Here is a 22,539-nt window from a genome sequence, read left to right as displayed (position 1 = left end):
TCAGCTTGCCAGCGGTCGAGCGCGAGTTACAGGCGTTTCGGTAGAGATCCGGGATACCCCGGGGAAGACCCCGGATGACCCCGACGCCGCGCCGGATCCGCGCAGACGGAAGGATGGAGGCATGCAGCTTCGCACCGACCTCCGCAACGTCGCCATCATCGCCCACGTCGACCACGGCAAGACCACCCTGGTTGACGCCATGTTGCGGCAGGCTGGCGCCTACGGCGCCCGGGGTGAGGTGACCGAACGGGTGATGGACTCGATGGATCTCGAACGCGAGAAGGGCATCACCATTCTCGCGAAGAACACCGGCGTGCGGTACCTGCCGGCCGACGGCTCCGACCCGGTGACCATCAACATCATCGACACCCCGGGGCACGCCGACTTCGGCGGCGAGGTGGAGCGCGGTCTCACCATGGTCGACGGCGTCGTGCTGCTGGTGGACGCCAGTGAGGGCCCGCTACCGCAGACCCGGTTCGTGCTCCGCAAGGCCCTCCGGGCGCGGATGCCGATCATCCTGGTCATCAACAAGGTGGACCGGCCCGACGCTCGGATCAAGGAGGTCGTGGACGACACCTACGAGCTCTTCCTCGATCTGGACGCCGACGATGCGCAGATCGACTTCCCGATCGTCTACGCCTGCGCCCGGGACGGTATCGCCTCCCTCACCCAGCCCGCCGACGGCGCGGTCCCACAGGACAGCCACAACCTCGAACCGTTGTTCCGCACCCTGCTCGACACCATCCCGCCGCCCGCGTACGACGAGCAGGCCCCGCTCCAGGCGCACGTCACCAACCTGGACGCCTCGCCGTTCCTCGGCCGACTCGCCCTCTGCCGGGTTCGGCAGGGCACGATCGCCAAGGGGCAGACCGTCGCCTGGTGCCGCACCGACGGCAGCAGCCAGCGGGTGCGCATCTCCGAGATGCTGATGACCGAGGGCCTGGAGAGCAAGCCGGCCGACTCCGCCGGGCCGGGTGACATCATCGCCGTCGCCGGCATCCCGGAAATCATGATCGGGGAGACGCTCGCCGACGCGGAGGACCCGCGGCCGCTGCCGCTGATCACCGTTGACGAGCCGGCCATCTCCATGACCATCGGCACCAACACCTCCCCGCTGGTGGGCCGGGCCAAGGGCGCCAAGGTCACCGCGCGGATGGTCAAGGACCGGCTGGACCGGGAGCTGATCGGCAACGTCTCGCTGCGGGTCCTGCCGACCGAACGGCCCGACGCCTGGGAGGTACAGGGCCGCGGCGAACTGGCCCTGGCCATCCTGGTCGAGCAGATGCGCCGCGAGTCCTACGAGTTGACCGTCGGCAAGCCGCAGGTCGTCACCAAGGAGATCGACGGGAAGACCTGCGAGCCGGTGGAGCGGCTGACCATCGACGCGCCCGAGGAGTACCTGGGCGCGATCACCCAGCTGCTGGCCACCCGCAAGGGTCGGATGGAGCAGTTGGTCAACCACGGCACCGGCTGGATCCGGATGGAGTGGCTGGTCCCGGCCCGGGGTCTGATCGGATTCCGCACCCAGTTCCTCACCGAGACCCGGGGCACCGGCATCCTGCACCACGTCTTCGAGTCGTACGAGCCGTGGTTCGGCGAGCTCCGGACCCGCAACAACGGCTCGCTGGTCGCGGACCGGACCGGCACCGCCACCTCGTTCGCGATGATGAACCTGCAGGAACGCGGCACCCTCTTCGTCGAGCCGAGCACCGAGGTGTACGAGGGCATGATCGTCGGGGAGAACTCCCGCTCCGACGACATGGATGTCAACATCACCAAGGAGAAGAAGCTCACCAACATGCGCTCGTCAACGGCCGACGAGACGGAGAAGCTGATCCCGCCCCGCAAGCTCTCCCTGGAGCAGGCCCTGGAGTTCTGCCGCGAGGACGAGTGCGTCGAGGTGACCCCGGCCGCGGTGCGGATCCGCAAGGTACTGCTCGACCAGACGCAGCGGGCCCGGGCGACGGCCCGCCGCAAGCACGCCAGCTGAGGGCCACGCCGGGGCGCCGACACCGCGAGACGCGCGGCGGCGCCCCGGCGTACCCTCGGTAGGTGATCTTCGTCGGTCTCGACGCGCACCTCGACCGGATCCCCGCTACCGTCTCGGCCTACCTGGCTCGCCTCGACGCGGCCCCCACCTGGACCCGGCACCCGGACACCACCCACTACGCGGCCAGCACGATGAAGGTGGCCGTGCTGGTGGCGCTCTACCGCGACCTGGCGGCCGGGCGCCTCGCCCACGACACCGCCGTACCGGTCCGCAACGAGTTCGACTCGGCCCAGCCCGGCGCCGCTCGGTTCGCCTGCACCCGCCCCGCCCGAAACGACGACGACGTCTGGGACCGGCTCGGCGGTACCGCCCCGCTACGTTGGCTGGCCGAACGCATGATTGTCCGATCCAGCAACCTCGCCACCAACCTGCTCCTGAAGCAGGTCGGCCTGCCGGCCGTCGCCGACGTCTGGGCCCGGGCCGGAGCCCGGCACAGCGTCACCGGCCGCGGCATCGAGGATTTCGCCGCCCGTACGGTCGGCATCACCAACCTGGTCACCGCCGCCGACCTCGCCGCCCTCCTGCGCGGCCTGGCGCTCGGTGCCACCCGGCCCGGCCCGCTGGCGACACCCGAAAGCTGCGCCGCCATGCTCGACCTCCTCGTCGCGCAGGAACACCGCGAGGATCTCGCCGCCGGCCTGCCCGCCGGCACCCGGATCGCCCACAAGAACGGCTGGGTACGTGGGGTACGGCACAGCGTTGGGGTCGTCTACCCCGCCGACGCGCCCCCGTACGTCCTCGCCGTCTGCAGCACCAGCGACCGCCCCGACCACAGCCCGGACGAGGTTGCCCGCCAGCTCCTCGCCGACATCTCCGCCCGCGCCTTCGCCCACCGCCACCAGCTCGGCTGAGCCGCGCCGCCACCTCTTCGGCGGGCCGAGCTCACCCCGCCACGGTGGAGGTCACTCCAGCAACCGCGCCCGCAACGTCGCCACCAGTTCGTCGTCCACCCCGAGCCCGTCGCGCAGGTACGACCCGAACGACCCGTACACCCGCCGCGCCTCGTCGTACCCGGCGTCCAGGTACTCGTCGCGTACCTCCAGCACCGGCCGCACCACGGTGACGTCCAACTCCGGGCTCCGCCGACGCATCCCGGCGAGGAGCACCTCCCGCAGGCTCTCGGTGAGCACATTGTTGGCGAGGTAGTCCGCCCGGATCGTCGCCTCGTCCACCCCGAGGGCGTGCAGCAGTACCGCCGTCAACCAGCCGGTCCGGTCCTTACCCGCCGAGCAGTGGTAGAGCAGGGGCAGGTTCGCCGCCTCCGCCGCCAACCGCACCGCCGCACCGTAGCCGGCCCGCGCCGACTCCCCGGTCACGAACCAGCGGTAGATGGATCGCATCGCCGCCGGAGTGCCCTCCTGCGCCAGTTCCGCATACGCGCTGAGGTCGTGACCGAGCAGCACCGCCGACACGTAGGTGAAGACCGGATGCGTCACGTCGTACACCGGCAGGTGGATCACCCGGGGGTCCCCCGGCAGCCGATCCGGTGGGGCCACCGCCGCCTCGGTGGCGTCCCGCAGGTCCACCACACAGGCCGGCATCAGCTTCGCCAGCACCGGTAGGTCCTCGTCGGTAAGCCGCCCCAACGCCGGGGTACGCAGCAACACCCCGCTGCGCACCCGACGGCCCCCCGCACCGACCAGACCGCCGAGGTCCCGCGCGTTCGGCGCCCCCACCAGCGCCAGCTCCCGGCCGGTCACGCCGGTGCTCCACTCCGTTGGCGGACGCCACTCGCCCGCACCACACCCGTCTCGATGGTCCACTTGTCCACGCAGTCCCCAATCACCCGCCGGTCCCCTCCAGGGTGCCCGATGGCGATCACGGCGGGGTTCCGGCGTGGCTCTCAGTCGCGGACCTCAACCAGGTTCCGGCGTCGGTCCCGGGACGACTTCACCAGGCTGGCCACCGTCGCCAGCGTCAAGGTACCCAGGATGACCGTCAGCGAGAGCCAGATCGGGATGTGCGGGGCCCAGCCGACGTGCTCGCCTCCGTTGACGAACGGCAGGCTGTTGTCGGCCAGGGCTTCCAGTACCAACTTGACGCCGATGAAGCCGAGTACCACCGCGAGGCCGTAGCTCAGGTAGATCAGCCGGTCCAGCAGGCCGCCGAGCAGGAAGTAGAGCTGCCGCAGACCCATCAGGGCGAAGACGTTCGCGGTGAACACCAGGTACGCCTCCTGCGTGATACCGAAGATCGCCGGAATCGAGTCGAGCGCGAAGATCAGATCTGTGGTGCCGATCGCGATCATCACGACCAGCATCGGGGTGAACACCCTCCGCCCGTGCTCGTACGTGGTGAGCTTCGCGCCGTCGTAGTCCCGCGAGATCGGCAGCGCCCGACGGCTCCACCGGATCAGCAGGTTCTCGCTGAAGTCGTCCTCATCCGAATCGCCCTGCCGAGCGAGGTTGATCGCCGTGTAGATGAGGAACGCGCCGAAGATGTAGAAGACCCACGAGAACTGGGAGATCAACGCGGCGCCGGCGGCGATGAAGCCACCGCGCATCAGCAACGCGAGCACGATGCCGATGAGCAGGACCTTCTGCTGGTAGATCCGCGGCACACCGAAACGGGCCATGATGATCACGAAGACGAAGAGGTTGTCGACCGAGAGGCTGTACTCGGTGAGCCAACCGGTGTAGAACTGCCCCGCCGCGCTCGGCCCGGAGACGAGCCAGATTCCCGCACCGAAGACCAGCGCGAGGGCGACGTAGAAGCCGACCCAGAGACTCGACTCCCGCATGCTCGGTTCGTGTGGGCGACGACCGATGATCAACAGGTCGATGATGAGAATCGCGGTCAGTGCGACGAGCGTCCCCGCCCACACCAGTCCGGACACGTCCAAGGCTCAACCTCCGGCAGACACGCAACAATCGGCACACCGTACGCCCGGGGAGGGCGGGGTGTGCCGATGACGCCGACTATGGTGACTGTCGGAGGTCTCTTCCGCCACCTCCCCTTCCGGGATGATGACCGATGGGGCCGGGCCAAGCCACCAGGTTCGCGCTCGACCGTGCTGACGACTCCATCACGGGGGAATACTCCCCTCCGCCGTTCATTGTCGCCCACCTCGTGGCGCCACCACACAGCGGGCGGCCGGTGTCCCCCGTATGCCCACCAAGCCCCTGGTCATGGCGGGGCAGCGGGGCGCGGCGCAGCGGGGCAGCGGGGGTAGCCACCGCGCCGGAGCCTGTCGAGTTGCCCAGCGAGAAGAGCCGAGGAGCCCGGGCTGGTGGGCGGCGGCCCGGTTCACCCTCGGCAGATCTCGGCTACCCGGACGCCGAGCTGGCTGCGCCACCGTGCGAAGCTGCACACATGGTGCTCGAAGTCGCGTTGATCGACGTACTGCCAGGACATGAGGATGCCTTCGCAGCCGCGTACGCCAAGGGACACTCGGTGCTCGCCGATACGCCCGGCTGCCACTCGGTGCGTATGACCCGCGGAGTCGAGTCACCATCCCGCTTCGTACTGCTGGTCGAGTGGGACTCGGTCGAGGCGCACGACCAGAACTTTCGCGCCTCCGACCGGTTTGTCCGGTGGCGGGAGCTGATCGGCCCGCACTTCGCCAACCCGCCGCAGGTCGAACACTTCACCGACGTGCCGGGCGGGCAATGAGTGCTCCGAGGACCGGTACCTCAGCGGCCACGCCGGTCGACAGGTGACCCAAGCAGTGACCCGGCGCCGGCGAAGGCTGTCACACCCAGCGCTTACGGTATCGCCACCCGCGCCGACCGCTGGCCCCGATGCGCTCGGGGGCACCGGGTCCGGTTGGTCGCGCCGCGCCACCCGGGTGCACGTCGCCGGCCTGGTAGCCGGCGGCATGCGCCCGCCAAATCCGACCGGTTAGTCACGCCGTGCCCACCCCCGAACCACACCCCGGCGACCGGCGGCATGCACCCGCCACGTCAGGCATGGGTCACGACACTCCCGCCGCATCCATCCCGCGCAGTTCCTTCTTCAACTCCGAGATCTCGTCACGTATTCGGGCGGCCAACTCGAACTGCAACTCCCGGGCAGCGGCGAGCATCTGGCCATTCAGCTCCTGAATCAGCTCCGCCAGCTCCGCACGGGCCATTCCCTCCCGGGCCGGTCCGGCGGCGGCTCGGCTGCGGCTACGGGTCTCCTTCACCGGCGCCTTGCCGCGGGAGAGCTGCCGGGCCGCTCCACCGACCCGGTTGTCGGTCTCCTCCGCCTCCCGGTAGATGTCGTCGAGAATGTCGTGAATCTTCTTGCGCAGCGGCTCCGGACTGATGCCGTGCGCCTCGTTGTGCGCGATCTGCTTGGCCCGGCGCCGGTTGGTCTCCCCGACCGCCTCCGCCATCGATGGAGTGATCTTGTCGGCGTACATGTGTACCTGGCCGGAGACGTTACGCGCCGCCCGCCCGATCGTCTGGATCAATGATCTGCCGCTGCGCAGGAAGCCCTCCTTGTCGGCGTCGAGGATGGCGACCAGCGACACCTCCGGCAGATCGAGCCCCTCCCGCAGCAGGTTGATACCGACCAGCACGTCGTAGTCACCCTTACGGAGTTCCCGCAGCAACTCGACGCGGCGCAGCGTATCCACCTCGGAGTGCAGATAACGCACCCGGATACCGTTCTCCAGGAGGTAGTCGGACAGGTCCTCGGCCATCTTCTTCGTCAACGTGGTGACCAGCACCCGCTCGTCGCGCTCGGTACGCAACTTGATCTCGTGCATCAGGTCATCGATCTGGCCCTTGGTCGGCTTGACCACCACCTCCGGGTCAACCAGGCCGGTCGGTCGGATGACCTGCTCCACATACTCGCCCTGCGCGTGCTCCAACTCCCAGGAGCCGGGGGTGGCCGAGAGGAAGACCAGCTGGCCGACCCGCTCCAGGAACTCGTCAAACCGCAACGGCCGGTTGTCGGCGGCGCTGGGCAGTCGGAAGCCGTGGTCGATCAGCATCCGCTTGCGGGACGCGTCGCCCTCGTACATCCCGCCGATCTGCGGGATGGTCACGTGCGACTCGTCAACCACGGTGAGGAAGTCGTCCGGGAAATAGTCGAGCAGGCAGTGCGGCGGGCTGCCGGGCAGTCGGCCGTCGATGTGCATCGAGTAGTTCTCGATGCCGGAGCAGAAGCCGACCTGTCGCATCATCTCGATGTCGTACGTCGTCCGCATCCGCAGCCGCTGCGCCTCCAGCAGGCTGCCCCGCTGCTCCAGCTCGGCCAGCCGCTCGCCCAGCTCGGCCTCGATGTCGCGGATCGCCCGCTCCATTCGCGCCGGCCCGGCCGCGTAGTGGGTGGCGGGGAAGATCAGTAGGTGGTCGACCTCTCGGACCACATCACCGGTGAGCGGGTTGAGGTAGTAGAGCCGTTCCACCTCGTCCCCGAACAGCTCGATCCGGATCGCCAGCTCCTCGTAGGCGGGAATGATCTCCAAGGTGTCGCCCCGCACCCGGAAGGTGCCCCGCTGGAAGGCCATGTCGTTGCGGGCGTACTGAATGTCGACCAGCCGGCGCAGTAGCTGGTCGCGGTCCAGCTCCTGACCGGTCACCACCCGGACGGCCCGGTCCAGGTACTCCTCCGGGGTACCCAGGCCGTAGATCGCCGAGACGGTGGCGACCACCACCACATCCCGGCGGGTGAGCAGCGACATCGTGGCCGAGTGGCGTAGCCGCTCCACCTCCTCGTTGATCGAGGAATCCTTCTCGATGTACGTATCAGTCTGCGGAATATACGCCTCGGGCTGGTAGTAGTCGTAGTAGGAGACGAAATACTCCACCGCATTGTTGGGCAGCAGCTCGCTGAATTCCTTGGCCAGCTGGGCGCAGAGGGTCTTGTTCGGCGCCAACACGAGCGTCGGGCGCTGCAACCGCTCAATCAACCACGCTGTGGTGGCGCTCTTGCCGGTGCCGGTCGCGCCGAGCAGCACCGTGTGCCGGTCACCACGCCGGACCCGCTGCTCCAGGTCGTCGATCGCGGCCGGCTGATCACCGGCCGGCTGGAAGTCACTGACGACCTGGAAACGGCCGTCCAGCCGGGGAATGTCGAGCGCCATGGACCCACCGTACGCTCGGTGGCTGACATTTCGGGACGACCACCATCCCCGATGATCACCTCCGATATTTCCGTTGTCGGCCCCCACCTGGCGAGCTACGCTTCTCGGGTAGGCCGCTCGCGGCGGCCGACCGGGCCGGCAACGGGCCTAGAACGGCCCCCCACCCCCGGCACCGGGTCGCAGCACCCGCATTCCGGCGTGCGCACCCGACGTGGTCGCGCTGACCGCGCTGACCGGCCGCCGCGAGCGCACATCCGCGTCACCAGTTGCCGGTCGACGCCGTTCAACATCCCGTGGAGTCCTCCGCCCGCACCCGCCGTACCCCCCGTCCCCGCCGTACCCCCCGGCATCGGCCCACGCCCGATACCCAACCCACCCCGGCCGCCTCCGACGACGCCCAAACCGGCCAGCTTCCCCGGATCACCGGCCGCCGCCGGACCATCCTCCGTACGCTCGCCGCGGTGGCCCTGCTCGCCGCCACCGCACTGGTTCTCGGTCTGAGCTGGATACCCGACCCAGCCGAGCCATCCCGCCAGCCGACCGCCGACGAGCGAACCCGACTCGCCGCGGTACGGGTCACCAACTACCGCGATCTGCGGGCCGGTGTACACCTGACGGCCGGGACCGGAGCCGCCCGGGTCGACCTGGTCGGCTGGGTCGACTGGTCCCGACCGCTGCTCTACCTCGATCTCGGTGGTCCCGGCCTCGGCGCCCAACGGGGTCTGCTCCAGGCGACGCCCGCAGTGCTGCTACTCCGCCCGGACTCCACCACCCCGACATCCCCGTCACCGGCGCCCCCGCCCCTGGTACCCCCGGCTGATGGGTGGCGGCTAGCCGCCCCGCCGACCGCCGACCGCCTCCGGCCGCTGCTCGACCTGCTCTTCGCCCTCGCCACCGACCGGGCCGATCCACCAGTCGGGGAGACGGCACGGTGGATCGCCAACGCCGACGGGACCGACGTCCTCACCGCCCGGCTGCCGCCGGCCCCACCCGGCGCACCAACACCCCCGCCCGCCACCGAGGTTCACTGGTGGGTGGATCGGGAGGCACGGCTACACCGGATGGAGGCCCGGCTCCCCGACCTCGGCTCGGTCACCGTACGACTGAACCGCGCCGACCGACCATCGCTACGTCCGGTGGCGGCCCTCGGTGGACAGGCCGGTACCCCCCGGCCGCTCAACGCTGCCGAACGCCGCCGCCTGACGTCACTCCCCACCCAACTCCGCGCCGCGGGCGAGGCGCGCGCCACGCTCACGGCACTGCTCGGCTCGGCAGCCAACCTTCGGGGGACGGGATGGATCAACTGGAGCCGACGCAGCGCGTACCTCGCGGTGGATGACCTTGACGCCCCACGTCGGCGTACCCTGCTCCGGCACGAACATGGACGCACCACCCAAACCGAGCTGCCAGTAACCGTCAAGGCCGGGATGGACCCGGTGCCGCCACCGCTGCCCGTCCCCACCAGCGGCTGGGAACCCGCTCCCGACGCCGGGCTCGCGGCCCTGCTCGACGCCGTGCTACGCGCGGCGACCCCCGCCGAGGCGGGCACGGCGCACCGGATCCGGGGCGACCGGCTGACCGGCGCCGAGCTCGATGTGGTCGAGGTGGTGGCGGCCGTCGGCGAACCGGTTCGCTACTGGCTCGACCAGTCCGGGCTCCCCCACCGGCTCCAGTTCCCGACGGCGGCCGGTACCTGGGCACAGGTGGACCTCACGTTCGAGGACGGTGCCACGGGCTGACCCTCTCGACACGCACCGATCGGGCGGAGGCGCTACGCGGGTCAGGGCCGCCGGCCCGTCACGGCCGCCCGCCGGGCCCGCCCGCCGCCCGGACGTACAGGCGCACCGGGCGCGCCGGGTCAGCACTGCCATGCACCCGTTCCGGCCAGCCTGCCGCATTCCGTCCTGACTCGGGCAGCCGGGGAAACCCGGCATCCGCGAGTTGCTCGGCCAGCGCTCCGTCCGCGTCGTCCAGGCACGGCACGGTGAGCTGGATGACGATCACATCCATTGAGTCCAATTCTGGAATCGCCATCGAGCCGATGTAGTCGATCGGCAGGTCCGCGGGGGTGACAGCGCGGTGGATCCGGGCGGCCAGCCGAGCGTACTGCTCGGGCTGGGCCAGGTCGGCTTCCACGCGCTCGGTCCGGGGCAGGTCGGCCTCCATGCGCTCGCTCCGGGGCAGGTCGGCCGCTCGCCGGTCGCGGAGATTGACCGCGTAGGGCAGCAGTCGGTCGGCCCAGAGCGCGTCCACCGCGCGGTGCAACTCGTCGCGGGTCCCGTCGTTGGTCAGCACCACGTCCGCTACTGCTCGGCGGCGATCGTCGTCGGCCTGCGCGGCGATCCGCCGCCGCGCCTCGGCCGGTGCCATCCCCCGGTCACGGGTCAGTCGCTCCAAGCGGATCGACAGGGCCGTCTGCACCACGATCACCAGGTGGTACGTGGGGCTAAGCCCCGACTCGACCAACAGCGGTACGTCGTTGACGACGACCGCGCCGGGTGGCGCCGCGGCCACCAGTTCGGCCGTGCGGGTCCGGACCCGCGGGTGAATGATCGCCTCCAGGGCGCGGCGACCCGGTTCGTCGGTGAAGACCAGGGCGCCGAGCGCCGCCCGGTCGAGCGCCCCGTCCGGGCCGAGCACCCGATCACCAAAGGTGGCGACGATCTCCGCGAGCCCTGCGGTGCCCGGCGCCACCACCTCGCGGGAGAGCTGGTCGGCGTCCACAATCACCGCGCCCAGCCCCGCCAGTCGGGCCGCGACGGCGCTCTTGCCCGAGCCGATCCCACCGGTCAGTCCCACCATCAACACCGGACCAGTCAACCGGATCAGCCGGCAGCACGCCACACCGGCGCCCCGGCTCACCCCGGTCGGTAGAAACGGCGGAGCCCCGCCCCGGCGATCTGTCGATCACCGAGACGGGGCCCGTCGTCAGTACCGGCTCCGGTGCGCCGCGGGGCGGCCCGGAGCCCCCGGATCACTTGCCGCCGGCGAGCTTCTCCCGCAGGGCGGCGAGCGCCTCGTCGGTGGCGAGGGTGCCGGCCGGCTCCTCCGCCGGCCGGCTCGGAGCCGCGGTCGTCGTGGTGGTCGGGCTGGCGGCCGGCGGGTTGGCCGCAGCCTCGGCGTCGGCGGCGCGGGATGCCTGCACCTGCTTCTGGTGGGCCTCCCAACGCTGACGCGCCTCGGCGTACTGCTGCTCCCAGGTCTCGCGCTGCTTCTCGTAGCCCTCGAGCCACTCGCCCGTCTCCGGGTCGAAGCCCTCGGGGTAGATGTAGTTGCCCTCGGCGTCGTAGGTCGCCGCCATGCCGTAGAGGGTCGGGTCGAAGTGCTCCTCGCCCTCGACGAAGCCCTCGTTGGCCTGCTTGAGCGACAGCGAGATCCGGCGACGCTCCAGGTCGATGTCGATGACCTTGACCATGACCTCGGAGCCGACCTGGACGACCTGCTCCGGGATCTCCACGTGGCGCTCGGCCAGCTCGGAGATGTGGACCAGACCCTCGATGCCGTCGTCCACCCGGACGAACGCGCCGAACGGCACCAGCTTGGTGACCTTACCGGGCACGATCTGCTGGATCGCGTGGGTGCGGGCGAACTGACGCCACGGGTCCTCCTGGGTCGCCTTCAGCGACAGCGAGACCCGCTCGCGATCCAGGTCGACGTCGAGGACCTCGACCTCGACCTCCTGGCCCACCTCGACCACCTCGGACGGGTGGTCGATGTGCTTCCAGGAGAGCTCGGAGACGTGCACGAGGCCGTCCACGCCGCCCAGGTCGACGAAGGCGCCGAAGTTGACGATCGAGGAGACAACGCCCTTCCGGACCTGTCCCTTCTGCAGCTTGTTGAGGAACTCGGTGCGCACCTCGGACTGCGTCTGCTCGAGCCAGGCCCGGCGGGACAGGACCACGTTGTTGCGGTTCTTGTCCAGCTCAATGATCTTGGCCTCGAGCTCGCGGCCGACGTACGGCTGGAGGTCCCGCACCCGACGCATCTCGACCAGGGAGGCCGGCAGGAAGCCGCGCAGCCCGATGTCGAGGATCAGGCCGCCCTTGACCACCTCGATGACCGAGCCACGGACCACGCCGTCCTCGTCCTTGATCTTCTCGATCGTGCCCCAGGCGCGCTCGTACTGCGCCCGCTTCTTCGAGAGGATCAGCCGCCCCTCCTTGTCCTCCTTCTGGAGAACAAGGGCCTCAATGTGGTCACCGACCGAGACGACCTCGGCGGGGTCCACGTCGTGCTTGATCGACAGCTCCCGAGAGGGGATGACGCCCTCGGTCTTGTAGCCGATGTCGAGCAGGACCTCGTCCCGATCGACCTTGACGACGGTGCCTTCGACAATGTCGCCGTCATTGAAGTACTTGATGGTCTCGTCGATCGCGGCGAGGAATGCCTCTTCGCTGCCGAGATCGTCGACGGTGACCTTGGTGGCGCTCGAGGGGGCCTCGATGCTGCTCGTCATGTGGGCGGTTGCTCCGGTCGGATGGTTGTCATCACGGATGTGAGCCGCGGTGACCTGTTCGCGCAAACGGACCCGCCGCCGGGCACACCGAACGATCACTGCGCGGGATCATGATGTGGCTCCGTCGACCGCGCACCTGCTCCCTACCGAGGCACACAATCCGCGAGCGCGTCGTCTAGCCTACCCTCTGCATTACCACAGCGTGCAAGGCCTCCCACCCGCTCACCATCGCGCCACCTGCGAAAGCGGATTATCGTCGAATAACACGCCCGGCCTGTCACCCGAATCACACCGCCCCCACCGGCACCACGCCAGCCATCAGGTGGCGGGCCGCTCGGCGACGAAGATGGCGGTGCCCGGGATCAGCCGGCCCCGCAACGGGCTCCACTGACCCCAGGTTTCCTCGTGCCCCGGCGGCCATTCCGGTTCCACCAGGTCGCGAAGAACGAAGCCGGCGGCAGTCAGGTCCCGGATCCGATCACCGAGGGTACGGTGTGCCTCGATGTAGGTCGGCGCCCCCGACGAGTCCTCCTCCACGTAAGGGCGGCGGTCGAAGTAGGAGTGCACCGCGACCAGGCCGCCCTCGCCAGCGTCATCCAGAAAGACCCAGCGCAGTGGATGGGTAACCGCGAAAACCCAGGCTCCGCCGGGTCGCAGCACCCGAAACACCTCGCGCATCAGCGTCGCCGAGTCCGCGACAAACGGAACCGCACCGAACGCGGAATGTACGGTGTCGAAGACGCCCGCGCCGAACGGCAACGCCAGGGCATCAGCCTGCACGAGTGGCACCGGCACGCCCGAGCGCTCGGCGGCCAGCCGAGCCTGCCGCAACATGCCGGCGGACAGGTCGAGAGCCGTGACCTCTGCCCCCTGCCCGTCCAGCCAGCGGGAGCCCGCGGCCGCACCACATCCCAACTCCAGGAGCCGAGACCCGGCAACCGCACCAAGCAGCCGCGCCTCCGCCTCCCGCAGCCCCTCGGGACCCCACACGAGATCAACGTCCCCGAGGAAGGCGCCGTGCTCCGCCTGATAGCTGTCTGCGTCGTGGTCCCACCACCGTCGGCTCGCCGCCCGCCCCTCAGCCGGTGACACCACCCGGCGGGTGACCGCCGGTTCGGACTGCTGCATCCTGCCAACGGTACGGATCGTGGTAACCCGAGTCCGCGGCGGCCGTCGTTTTCGTCCAAGACTCCGCCGGTGGCCGTTGCCTAGCATGGGCGGCGCGCGCCACCACGGCGCGTCGGCCCGGCGCTGCGGCCGTTCGATCGACAGGGTGACGCTCGTCGCCTACTCCTGGGAGCACGAGACATGCGTGAGCTGGTCTACACCGGGTTCATCTCGCTCGACGGCGTCTTGGACTCCCCCGGCGGCGGGCCGGGTGAGGAACACCGCAGCGGCGGTTGGGTCTTCAAGGACATCGAATTCCTACCCGAGGTCTTCTCGCTCAAGGGCGAGGAGCTCAAGGAGACCTCGGCACTGATGTTCGGCCGCCGAAGCTACGAGGCGTTCGCGCCGATCTGGCGCGACTCGGACGACCACGCCGACTACCGGGAACTGCCCAAGTACGTCGTCTCGACCACGCTGCCCGACGACGCCCTCGTCCCGGGGTGGGGACCGACGACGGTCCTGCGATCAACCGAGGACATCATCGAGCTCAAGCAGAGCGCGGGCGGCGCGATATTCATCCACGGCAGCGCCGAACTCGCCCGACGGCTCTCCGACGCCGGGTTGATCGACCGGTACCACCTGCTCTGCTTCCCACTCCTACTCGGTGCCGGGAAGAGCCTGTTCAGCACGGCGGACCGGGCCAAGCAGGTACTGCACCTCCGGGACACCGCGGCCTACCCGAACGGTGTCGTCAAGCTGCTCTACGACGTCGTCCGTTAATCCAGATCCAGGGCGATCGGGCCGCCCGCGCCCGCGCGGAGTTGCCGCGCCGTACGGCCCACGTACCGGCGCAGCGCACGGGCCAGGTGCGGCTCGTCAACGTACTCGAGCCGGGAGACGACATCGGCGACCGGGGTGGTGGCGGCCAGGAGCGCCGCCGCTTCGCGTACCCGTTCGACCTGCCGCACCGCGCCTTGGGTGAGCCCGGTTGCCGCTCGGAATCGACGTTCGACGGTCCGCTGCGAGACGGACGGCCGGTGGCCTCGGAGGACCGCGGTGACGATCGGGTCACGGACTACGGCTCCGCTTTGGACCAGGCGGTCCACCAGGGCCTCGGCGTCGTCCGGGCCGGGGGTCTCCCAGCGGGCGCCCGCCAGCCGGAAGGTCCGGCGGGTGGTGTCGGGAAGCTCGACGCCGCCGTCCACCAGAGCCGGCGTCGAGACGGCCCGCAGCGACGTACCGACGGCGAAGTCGATCCCGACGAAGCTCGCGCCCTCCGGCACCGGTGCGGCGCTGGTCCTCGTCTCGGGTCCGGTGATGGCCGCGTACGCGGTACCCAGCCGCTCCCAGAACACCAGGCCCCAACAGACCGTCGCTACCGAAGTCATCTCCGCGACCCCCGTACTCGTGCCGGTCCAGACGGCGTCGATCCAGGGCGAGTCGGATACGCGCGTCTGGAGTCGTAGGGCCATCCGACCAGGATAAGGGTGGTCCCCGTACCCGCGCTGGCTCGCCGGGCGCGAACGAGGCGAACCGGCGCACCGTCGTCAGGGCCGTTTCCGCAGTTCTGGCCCGGGTACGCCAGGCGGACCGGGCCGGACAGGAGGTGCTACGCCGTGAGCCGTCGTAACGACCCGCAGCGGACCTACCAAGAGTTCACCGTGGCGGTGAACATGCGCCCCGGTGAACTGTCGAAGTGGCTGGGGACCGAGAAGTCCAAGCAGGTGGGCTGGCGGAGACGGGGCGACCAGGGCGGCGAGACGGTCGGCCACCGCTCCGGGCGACGAATCCTCGACCTGCTCCGGCGGCGACGGGGCGACCTCTCCGAGGACGACTACCGGCACATGCGGAAAGTTGTCGGCTATGTCCGCCGGCACATGGCGCAACGGCCCAGTGGCGACGTTCGGGACACCCGATGGCGATACTCCCTGATGAACTGGGGGCACGACCCGGCCAAGGGCCCGCTGCCGCCACCGGGGGGCCCGTCCCGCAAGGCGCTCCGACGGCACGGCACCCCGCCCAAGGAACGCCGGGGGCCCGGCCGGTAGCGGCCGGTCAGTGGTCGGCGCTGTTCCAGTCCCGCCCGTCACCGACCGACACCTCCAGCGGCACGGACAGCGGATACGCACCGCCCATCTCCCGCCGGACCAGCGTCTCCAGCACCTCCCGCTCCCCGGGGGCCACCTCGAAGACCAGTTCGTCGTGCACCTGGAGCAGCATCCGGGAACGCAGCCCGGCATCGCGCACCGCCGCGTCCACGTTCATCATCGCCACCTTGATGATGTCGGCGGCAGAGCCCTGGATCGGAGCGTTCAGCGCCATCCGCTCGGCCATCTCCCGCCGCTGCCGGTTGTCGCTGACCAGGTCGGGCAGGTAGCGGCGACGACCGAGGACACTCTCGGTGTAGCCGTCGCGCCGGGCCCGGGCCACCACCTCCTGCAGGTAGTCGCGCACCCCACCGAAACCGGCGAAGTAGGTCTCCATCAACGCGCGCGCCTCCTCGGCGGAGACCCCGAGCTGCTGGGAGAGGCCGAACGCGCTCAGCCCGTAGGCCAGGCCGTAGTTCATCGCCTTGATCTTGCGCCGCTGGTCGGGGGTGACCGCCTCCACCGGCACCTGGAAGACCGACGAGGCGGTGGCGGCATGGAAGTCGCGGCCCGAGTTGAAGGCGTCGACCAGGGCCTCGTCCGCCGAGAGGTGGGCCATGATCCGCATCTCGATCTGGCTGTAGTCGGCGGTGAGCAGGCTCTCATACCCGGCGCCGACCACGAAGGCCCGACGGATCCGCCGCCCCTCCTCGGTGCGGATCGGAATGTTCTGCAGGTTCGGCTCGGTGGAGGAGAGCCGACCGGTGGCCGCCACGGTCTGGTTGAAGGTGGTATGGATCCGACCGTCGTCGGAGACCGACTTGAGCAGCCCGTCAACCGTGGTCTTCAGCTTCGCCACGTCCCGGTGCCGCAGCAGGTGCCCGAGCACCGGGTGCGGGTTCTGCCCGTGTAGCCACTGCAGGGCATCCGCGTCGGTGGTGTAACCGGTCTTGATCCGCTTGGTCTTGGGAAGCCCCAACTCGCCGAAGAGGATCTCCTGCAGCTGCTTCGGGGAGCCCAGGTTGAACTCCCGCCCGACCGCCTCGTACGCACCCTGCGCGGCGGCCTTCACCTCCGCGGCGAAGTGCGCCTCCAGCTCAGACAGGTACTGCGTGTCGGCGGCGATGCCGGTGCGCTCCATGCCGGCGAGCACCCGCATCAGCGGCAGCTCCACCTCAGCCATCAGCCGGGCCGACTGCTCGCCGTCCCGCGACAGCTCCGCGTCAATGGCGTCGGCAAGGTCGAGGGTGGCCCGAGCCCGCAGCATCAGGTTCTGCTCGGCCGCGCCGTCATCACCCAGGCCGTCGAGGGTGAGCTGGCCGGTCTCCGGCAGGTCAACCCGCAGCTCCCGGTGCAGATACCGCAGGGCCAGGTCAGTCAGGTCGTAGGAGCGCTGGTCGGGCCGGGCCAGGTAGGCGGCGATCTGCGTGTCTCTGGCGATGCCCCGGATCGGCCACCCGCGGGCGGCGAACGCGAGCACCGCCGGCTTGCTGTCGTGCAGCACCTTCGGACGGCTCACATCCGCCAGCCACCCCGCCAGGGCGGCCTCGTCGGCGGCGTCGAGTCGACCGGGGTCGAACCAGGCCCCGGCCCCGGCGGCGGTCGCCAGCGCCATGCCGGTCACGTCGGCGAGGTGCCGCCGGTTGGGCCCGGTGTCGAGCGTGACGGCGAGGCCGACCGGCGTGTTCGGTGCCGCGTGTTCCCCCAGCCACGTGGTGAGCGCCCCCGGCTCGACGAGGAGCTCACCCGCCAGGTCAAAACCCGCCTCGGCTTCCGGCTCAACCGCGTCCAGGTACTGGTAGAGCCGATCCCGAAGGATGCGGAACTCCAGCGTGTCGAAAACCTGGTGCACCGCCTCCCGGTCCCAGCCCGCCCAGCGGGTCTCCGCCAGCGGCAGGGGCAGATCCAGGTCGGTGACCAGGCAGTTGAGCTCGTGATTGCGAATCACGTCGGCGAGTCGCTCGCGCAGATTCGCCCCGGCCTTGCCCTTGATCTCGTCGGCCCGGGCGACGACACCCTCGACCCCGCCGTAGGCGGTGATCCATTTGGCGGCGGTCTTCGGACCGACGCCCGGGACGCCGGGCAGGTTGTCGCTGGTCTCGCCGACCAACGCGGCGAGGTCCCGATACTGCTGCGGCGGCACCCCGTATTTCGCCGTCACCGCAGCCGGGTCCATCCGGGCCAGGTCGGAGACGCCCTTGCGGGGGTAGAGCACCGTGACGTCGTCGTCAACGAGTTGGAAGGCGTCCCGGTCTCCGGTCGTGATCAGGACCGACATCCCCTGCTCGCGGGCCTGCCGGGTGAGCGTGGCGATCACGTCGTCCGCCTCGTAGCCCGCCATCTCCACCGCCGGGACGCGCAACGCCGCCAGGATCTCCTTGACCAGGCTGACCTGGCCCTTGAAGTCGGTCGGGGTCTCGCTGCGGCCGGCTTTGTACGCCGCGTACCTCTCGGTGCGGAAGGAGTGCCGGGAGACGTCGAAGGCCACAGCGATGTGCGTCGGCTGCTCATCCCGAAGAACGTTGATCAACATGGAGGTGAAGCCGTAGACCGCGTTGGTCGGTTGCCCCGTCGTGGTGGAGAAGTTCTCGACCGGCAAGGCGAAGAACGCCCGGTAGGCCAGGGAGTGTCCGTCGACGAGGAGTAGGCGCGGCTTCGTGGCTGTCACGGTGGCGACTCTAGTCCGTGCCGCCGACAGGGCCGGGCGGCGGCACCGGGGCGCCGGCGCGGAAAGTCACGCCGGCCACCCGCTGCGTGGAACGGATCCGGACCCGGCGCGGCGAGCCGCGGCCGGTCGTCCCGGTGCGGGACGACCGGCCGCGTGGGCAGCGCCGCCGATCAGGCGACGCCCAGATACGCCTCCTTGACCGATGGGTCGTGCAGCAGGTCCTGACCGGACCCCTCCTTGACGATCCGGCCGGTCTCCAACACGTACCCCCGGTGTGCCCGGGAAAGCGCCTGCTGGGCGTTCTGCTCCACCAGCAGGACCGTGGTGCCCTGCTGGTTGATCTCCACGATGATGTCGAAGATCTGTTGAATGATCATCGGGGCGAGCCCCATCGACGGCTCATCCAACAGCAGCAACTTCGGCCGAGCCATCAGGGCCCGACCGACCGCGAGCATCTGCTGTTCGCCACCGGAGAGCGTTCCCCCCAGCTGACGACGCCGCTCCGCCAACCGCGGAAACAGCTCGAACACCCGCTCCAGGTCGGCGGCGATCCCCGCACTGTCCCGACGGGTGTACGCACCCATGTCGAGGTTGTCCAGGACCGTCATACCCGGGAAGATGCCCCGCCCCTCGGGCGCCTGGCAGATCCCCCGCCGTACCCGCAGGTCGGCTCGGAGGTTGGTGATGTCCTCCCCGTTGAACCGGATCGCTCCCCGGCTCACCGGCCGGAGTCCGGAGATCGCCCGCATGGTGGTGGTCTTACCCGCGCCGTTCGCACCGATGAGGGCTACCACCTCGCCCTCGTTCACGTGCAGGCTGATCCCGTGCAGCGCCTCGATCCGGCCGTACCGGAGGGTCAGATCGTCAATCTCAAGCAGCATCTGCGGGCTCCCCCAGGTACGCCGCGATCACCTTCGGGTCGTCCCGCACCTCGGCGGGCGCCCCCTCGGCGATCTTCTTACCGAACTCCAACACCACGATCCGGTCGGTGACGCCCATGACGAGGCGCATGTCGTGCTCGATGAGCAGCACCGTGAAACCGCGATCCCGGATCTTGCGGATCAGTTCGAGAAGTTCCTCCTTCTCCGCCGGGTTGAAGCCGGCGGCCGGCTCGTCCAGGCAGAGCAACTTCGGCTCGGTGGCCAGCGCCCGCGCGATCTCCAACCGGCGTTGGTAGCCGTACGGGAGGTTGCGGGCCAGGTCATTGGCGCGGTCGTCAATGCCGACGAAGCGCAGCAGCTCGTACGCCTTACGCTCGCCGGCCCGCTCCTCGAGCGTGTGCCGCGAGATGCCGAACACCTGGGCCGAGGAGCGCCGAACCTGCTGCCACAGCCGCACCAGGCCGTTGGCCGAATCAACCGTGGGCAGCTCCTCCGGCTTCGGCTTGACCCGGTACAGCCGGAACAACGCACCGACCACACTGGTGCGGTGCTGGGAGTCCGCACCGACCAGCACGTTCTCCAGCGCGGTCATCTCCGGGAAGAGCCGGATGTTCTGGAACGTCCGGGCGATTCCCATCTGGTTGATTCGGTGCGGCTGCCGTCCGCTGACCTGCTGTCCGTCGAACCGGACCGCGCCAGAGGTCGGCCGGTAGACCCCGGTCATCGCGTTGAAGCAGGTGGTCTTGCCGGCCCCGTTCGGGCCGATGAGCCCGAGGATCTCACCCTTGTACAGGTTGAAACTCAGATCGTCCAGCGCCACCACGCCGCCGAAGCGGAGCGTGACCCCGTCCACCTCAAGCAGCACCTCGGGCTTGACGGCGTCCTCGGGCGATGTCTTCTGCTTAGGCAACATTTGCCGGCTCCTTCGCCCTGTCCTGCAACTCGCGCGTTCGTCGCCGACTCGGCAACAGACCCTGCGGGCGCAGCAGCATGATGAGTACCAATGCTAGGCCGAAGGCGAGGACCCGGTACTCCGAGAAGTCGCGGAACCGCTCCGGCAGGTACGCGAGCAGGAAGGCGCCGACGGCCACACCCGCCATGTTGCCGGAGCCACCGACCACCACCATCGCGACGAACAGGATGGAGAGCTGGACGTTGAAGGTCTCGGGCTGGATGAAGGCCGACCGGCTGGCGAAGAGCAGACCGGAGAACCCACCCAGGGCGGCACCGATGGCGAACGCCCACAGCTTGAACTTGAACGGGTAGACGCCCATCACCGCGGCGGCGTCCTCGTCCTCCCGGATGGCCAGCCACGACCGCCCCACCCGGCTGTGCTCCAGCCGCCGCACCAGCAGGACCATCACCAGCACCACGCTCAGCGCCAGCCAGTACCAGGGCTTGATGTCGAGCAGTCCGAAGACCTTGTTGTCGGGCGACGGTGGGCCCTCCGGGCCGGGAATGCCGGGCACGCCCTGCGCCTCGCCGGCCCACCCCGAGTTCTTCGCGACGATCCGAATGATCTCGCCGAAGCCCAGCGTCACGATGGCCAGGTAGTCACCCCGGAGCCGCAGCGTCGGCCAGCCGAGCAGAACTCCCGCTACCAGCGAGAAGGCCAACGCGATCGGGATGCAGATCGCCCACGCGATCGCCCAGTCCGAGGAGAGGCCGAACTGCTCCTGCAACGCCCCCACCACCGGCGACTCGGCCGACCCGAACAGCGCCACGCTGTAGGCGCCCACCGCGTAGAAGCCGACGTAGCCGAGGTCGAGCAGACCAGCCAGCCCGATCACGACGTTGAGCCCGATAGCCACCAGGACGTACAGGGCGCAGACGAAGAGCACCCCAGCCCAGTTGGCGCCGCCGGCGATGGAGTCGGTCCGGAACCAGTCCAGCCCCGGGATGATCAGGTTCGTCCCCGGGATGTCGCCGAGGAACGGCAGGTAGTAGAGGAAGGCAACGCCCGCGAGCAGGGTCAGCCAACGCTGCCAACGAGGCAGCGCCCGCCACCGGTCGCCCATACCCCCCAGAACGTGTCGGCGCCGCTCGTTGAATTGTCGTAGTGCCTCTGTCATGCCCTCGCCTTTCCGAGAGACTCACCGAGCAGGCCGGTCGGGCGGAAGATCAGCACCACCACGAGCACCACAAAGGCGGCCACATCCTCCCAGGTGGATCGGGTCAACGTCGCCGCGTACACCTCGATGACCCCGAGCAGCAGGCCACCGAGCAGCGCGCCGCGGAGGTTACCGATACCACCGAGCACAGCCGCGGTGAACGCCTTCAGCCCGACCACGAAGCCGATGTCGAACTTGGTGATCCCGTACCGCATGTTCCACAACAGGGCCGCGGCGCCCGCCATCAAACCACCCAGGACGAAGACCAGCATGATCACTCGGTCCTGGTGCACCCCCATCAGCGCGGCGGTGTCTGGGCTCTGTGCCACGGCTCGCACGCCACGGCCGTACCGCGTCCGGTTGATGAACTGGTCCAACCCGTAGAGCATCGCGAGGGCGGAGAACACCATGATGATCTGCACGTTGGTGATGTCGGCGCCCGCCACCGAGAGCACTGTCTCCTGCTTCAGCAGCGGCGGAATCCCGATCACGAGTCGGTTCTCGGTGAATCCGCGCCCCGAGAAGAACCCTGCCATCCACAGCGCGAAGATCTCCACCAGGACGAGCGAGAGCCCGATGGCGGTGATCAGGAAGATCAGCGGCGGCGCGTTCATCCGGCGTAGTCGCCGGTAGGCGACCCGTTCGACGGTGAGCGCGGTGGCACCCGAGGCCAGCGCACCGACCACCAGACCGATGAGCAGGTAGACGATCGCCATCCCGATCGGTGGGTTGTCGGCCACCCCGAGCAACGACCAGGTACCGAGGATCGCGAAGGTGCCCACCATGAAGATCTCAGAGTGCGCGAAGTTGATCAGACGGAGCACACCATAGACGAGCGTGTACCCCAAGGCGACGAGGGCATAGATCGCCCCCTTGGACAAGCCATCAACAGTGTGCTGGGCTAGGTCGCCGAATAAGGCATCGAAATTCACGGGTTTCTCCCCTTTGGCACCGTTGCGCGGCCGGGGAAAGCCCCGGCCGCGCAACGGTCATCCTGGCTCAGCTGAGCTTGATCTCCTGCTGGGCCGTGATCTCGCCACCCTTGATCTCGTAGGCCCAGATCACCACCCGGGACTCGTCCACGTCACCGTTGTCGGCGAACTTGAGGGACTTCGAAACCCCCTCCTTGTCGTACGAGTCGACCCATGCCAGCAGATCCGCAC

General features: G+C 69.4%; 18 protein-coding genes and 1 pseudogene. 6 read left to right on the top strand and 13 right to left on the bottom strand.

Annotated features, from left to right (window positions below):
• The first annotated feature begins 121 nt into the window (after positions 1-121).
• Positions 122-1,990, top strand: coding sequence for a translational GTPase TypA (typA, locus tag H0524_RS18210; protein ID WP_180199730.1), 1,869 nt, complete (start codon positions 122-124; stop codon positions 1,988-1,990).
• Positions 1,991-2,052: 62 nt separating this feature from the next.
• On the top strand, positions 2,053-2,901 hold the full coding sequence (locus H0524_RS18205; RefSeq protein WP_180199729.1) for a serine hydrolase: 849 nt from the start codon (positions 2,053-2,055) through the stop codon (positions 2,899-2,901).
• Positions 2,902-2,952: 51 nt separating this feature from the next.
• On the opposite strand, the gene H0524_RS18200 is transcribed toward H0524_RS18205, so the two are convergent.
• Both H0524_RS18200 and H0524_RS18195 read right to left on the bottom strand, forming a co-directional pair.
• A complete protein-coding gene (locus H0524_RS18200) occupies positions 2,953-3,750 on the bottom strand; it encodes a tyrosine-protein phosphatase (protein ID WP_180199728.1) in 798 nt (265 codons plus the stop codon).
• Between the two features lie 143 nt (positions 3,751-3,893).
• Positions 3,894-4,892, bottom strand: coding sequence for a TerC family protein (locus H0524_RS18195; RefSeq protein ID WP_180199727.1), 999 nt, complete (start codon positions 4,890-4,892; stop codon positions 3,894-3,896).
• Between the two features lie 470 nt (positions 4,893-5,362).
• On the opposite strand from H0524_RS18195, the gene H0524_RS18190 reads away from it, so the two are divergent.
• Entirely contained in the window at positions 5,363-5,662 is a 300-nt protein-coding gene (locus H0524_RS18190; protein WP_180199726.1) for an antibiotic biosynthesis monooxygenase, read from the top strand.
• A 301-nt stretch (positions 5,663-5,963) separates the two neighbouring features.
• Here the strand turns inward: H0524_RS18190 and uvrB are convergent, their stop codons facing one another.
• A complete protein-coding gene (gene uvrB, locus H0524_RS18185) occupies positions 5,964-8,066 on the bottom strand; it encodes an excinuclease ABC subunit UvrB (protein ID WP_180199725.1) in 2,103 nt (700 codons plus the stop codon).
• A 293-nt stretch (positions 8,067-8,359) separates the two neighbouring features.
• Here uvrB and H0524_RS18180 point away from each other — a divergent pair, with 293 nt between their 5' ends.
• Entirely contained in the window at positions 8,360-9,805 is a 1,446-nt protein-coding gene (locus H0524_RS18180) for a hypothetical protein (protein ID WP_180199724.1), read from the top strand.
• Positions 9,806-9,863: 58 nt separating this feature from the next.
• Here the strand turns inward: H0524_RS18180 and coaE are convergent, their stop codons facing one another.
• From coaE to H0524_RS18165, 3 genes are all read right to left on the bottom strand, one after another.
• Positions 9,864-10,874, bottom strand: coding sequence for a dephospho-CoA kinase (gene coaE, locus H0524_RS18175; protein WP_180199723.1), 1,011 nt, complete (start codon positions 10,872-10,874; stop codon positions 9,864-9,866).
• Positions 10,875-11,040: 166 nt separating this feature from the next.
• Positions 11,041-12,621, bottom strand: a complete 1,581-nt coding sequence (gene rpsA, locus H0524_RS18170) for a 30S ribosomal protein S1 (RefSeq protein WP_180199722.1) — start codon at positions 12,619-12,621, stop codon at positions 11,041-11,043.
• 219 nt (positions 12,622-12,840) lie between these two features.
• Positions 12,841-13,650, bottom strand: a complete 810-nt coding sequence (locus H0524_RS18165) for a class I SAM-dependent methyltransferase (protein ID WP_180199721.1) — start codon at positions 13,648-13,650, stop codon at positions 12,841-12,843.
• A gap of 180 nt (positions 13,651-13,830) precedes the next feature.
• Here H0524_RS18165 and H0524_RS18160 point away from each other — a divergent pair, with 180 nt between their 5' ends.
• A complete protein-coding gene (locus H0524_RS18160; RefSeq protein ID WP_180199720.1) occupies positions 13,831-14,409 on the top strand; it encodes a dihydrofolate reductase family protein in 579 nt (192 codons plus the stop codon).
• On the opposite strand, the gene H0524_RS18155 is transcribed toward H0524_RS18160, so the two are convergent.
• Positions 14,406-15,101 (bottom strand): helix-turn-helix domain-containing protein, encoded by a 696-nt coding sequence (locus H0524_RS18155; RefSeq protein ID WP_180199719.1) that lies wholly within the window; start codon positions 15,099-15,101, stop codon positions 14,406-14,408. The two genes, H0524_RS18160 and H0524_RS18155, sit on opposite strands and share 4 nt — an antisense overlap.
• A gap of 144 nt (positions 15,102-15,245) precedes the next feature.
• Here H0524_RS18155 and H0524_RS18150 point away from each other — a divergent pair, with 144 nt between their 5' ends.
• Positions 15,246-15,677: a DUF3140 domain-containing protein gene (locus H0524_RS18150; RefSeq protein WP_180199718.1), complete on the top strand. Its 432-nt coding sequence runs from the start codon at positions 15,246-15,248 to the stop codon at positions 15,675-15,677.
• Between the two features lie 7 nt (positions 15,678-15,684).
• Here the strand turns inward: H0524_RS18150 and polA are convergent, their stop codons facing one another.
• The 6 genes and pseudogenes from polA to H0524_RS18120 form a co-directional block, all read right to left on the bottom strand.
• Positions 15,685-18,384, bottom strand: coding sequence for a DNA polymerase I (gene polA, locus H0524_RS18145; protein WP_180199717.1), 2,700 nt, complete (start codon positions 18,382-18,384; stop codon positions 15,685-15,687).
• 170 nt (positions 18,385-18,554) lie between these two features.
• Positions 18,555-19,265, bottom strand: coding sequence for an ABC transporter ATP-binding protein (locus H0524_RS18140; RefSeq protein WP_018727281.1), 711 nt, complete (start codon positions 19,263-19,265; stop codon positions 18,555-18,557).
• Positions 19,255-20,178, bottom strand: a complete 924-nt coding sequence (locus H0524_RS18135) for an ABC transporter ATP-binding protein (RefSeq protein WP_180199716.1) — start codon at positions 20,176-20,178, stop codon at positions 19,255-19,257. The genes H0524_RS18140 and H0524_RS18135 overlap by 11 nt, the downstream gene beginning before the upstream one ends.
• Complete coding sequence (locus tag H0524_RS18130; protein WP_033666026.1) at positions 20,168-21,337, bottom strand: branched-chain amino acid ABC transporter permease; 1,170 nt, start codon at positions 21,335-21,337, stop codon at positions 20,168-20,170. Before H0524_RS18130 ends, H0524_RS18135 begins: the two co-directional genes overlap by 11 nt.
• A complete protein-coding gene (locus tag H0524_RS18125; RefSeq protein ID WP_026322764.1) occupies positions 21,334-22,308 on the bottom strand; it encodes a branched-chain amino acid ABC transporter permease in 975 nt (324 codons plus the stop codon). Before H0524_RS18125 ends, H0524_RS18130 begins: the two co-directional genes overlap by 4 nt.
• Before the next feature lie 67 nt (positions 22,309-22,375).
• Positions 22,376-22,539: pseudogene (locus H0524_RS18120) on the bottom strand (branched-chain amino acid ABC transporter substrate-binding protein); the annotation flags it as partial.

This window comes from Salinispora sp. H7-4 (genome assembly GCF_013416675.1).
In the GTDB taxonomy this organism is placed as follows: Bacteria; Actinomycetota; Actinomycetes; order Mycobacteriales; family Micromonosporaceae; genus Micromonospora; species Micromonospora vitiensis.
The sequence above is the reverse complement of the archived record's forward strand: the minus strand, read 5'-3'. Positions and strand labels throughout refer to the sequence as shown.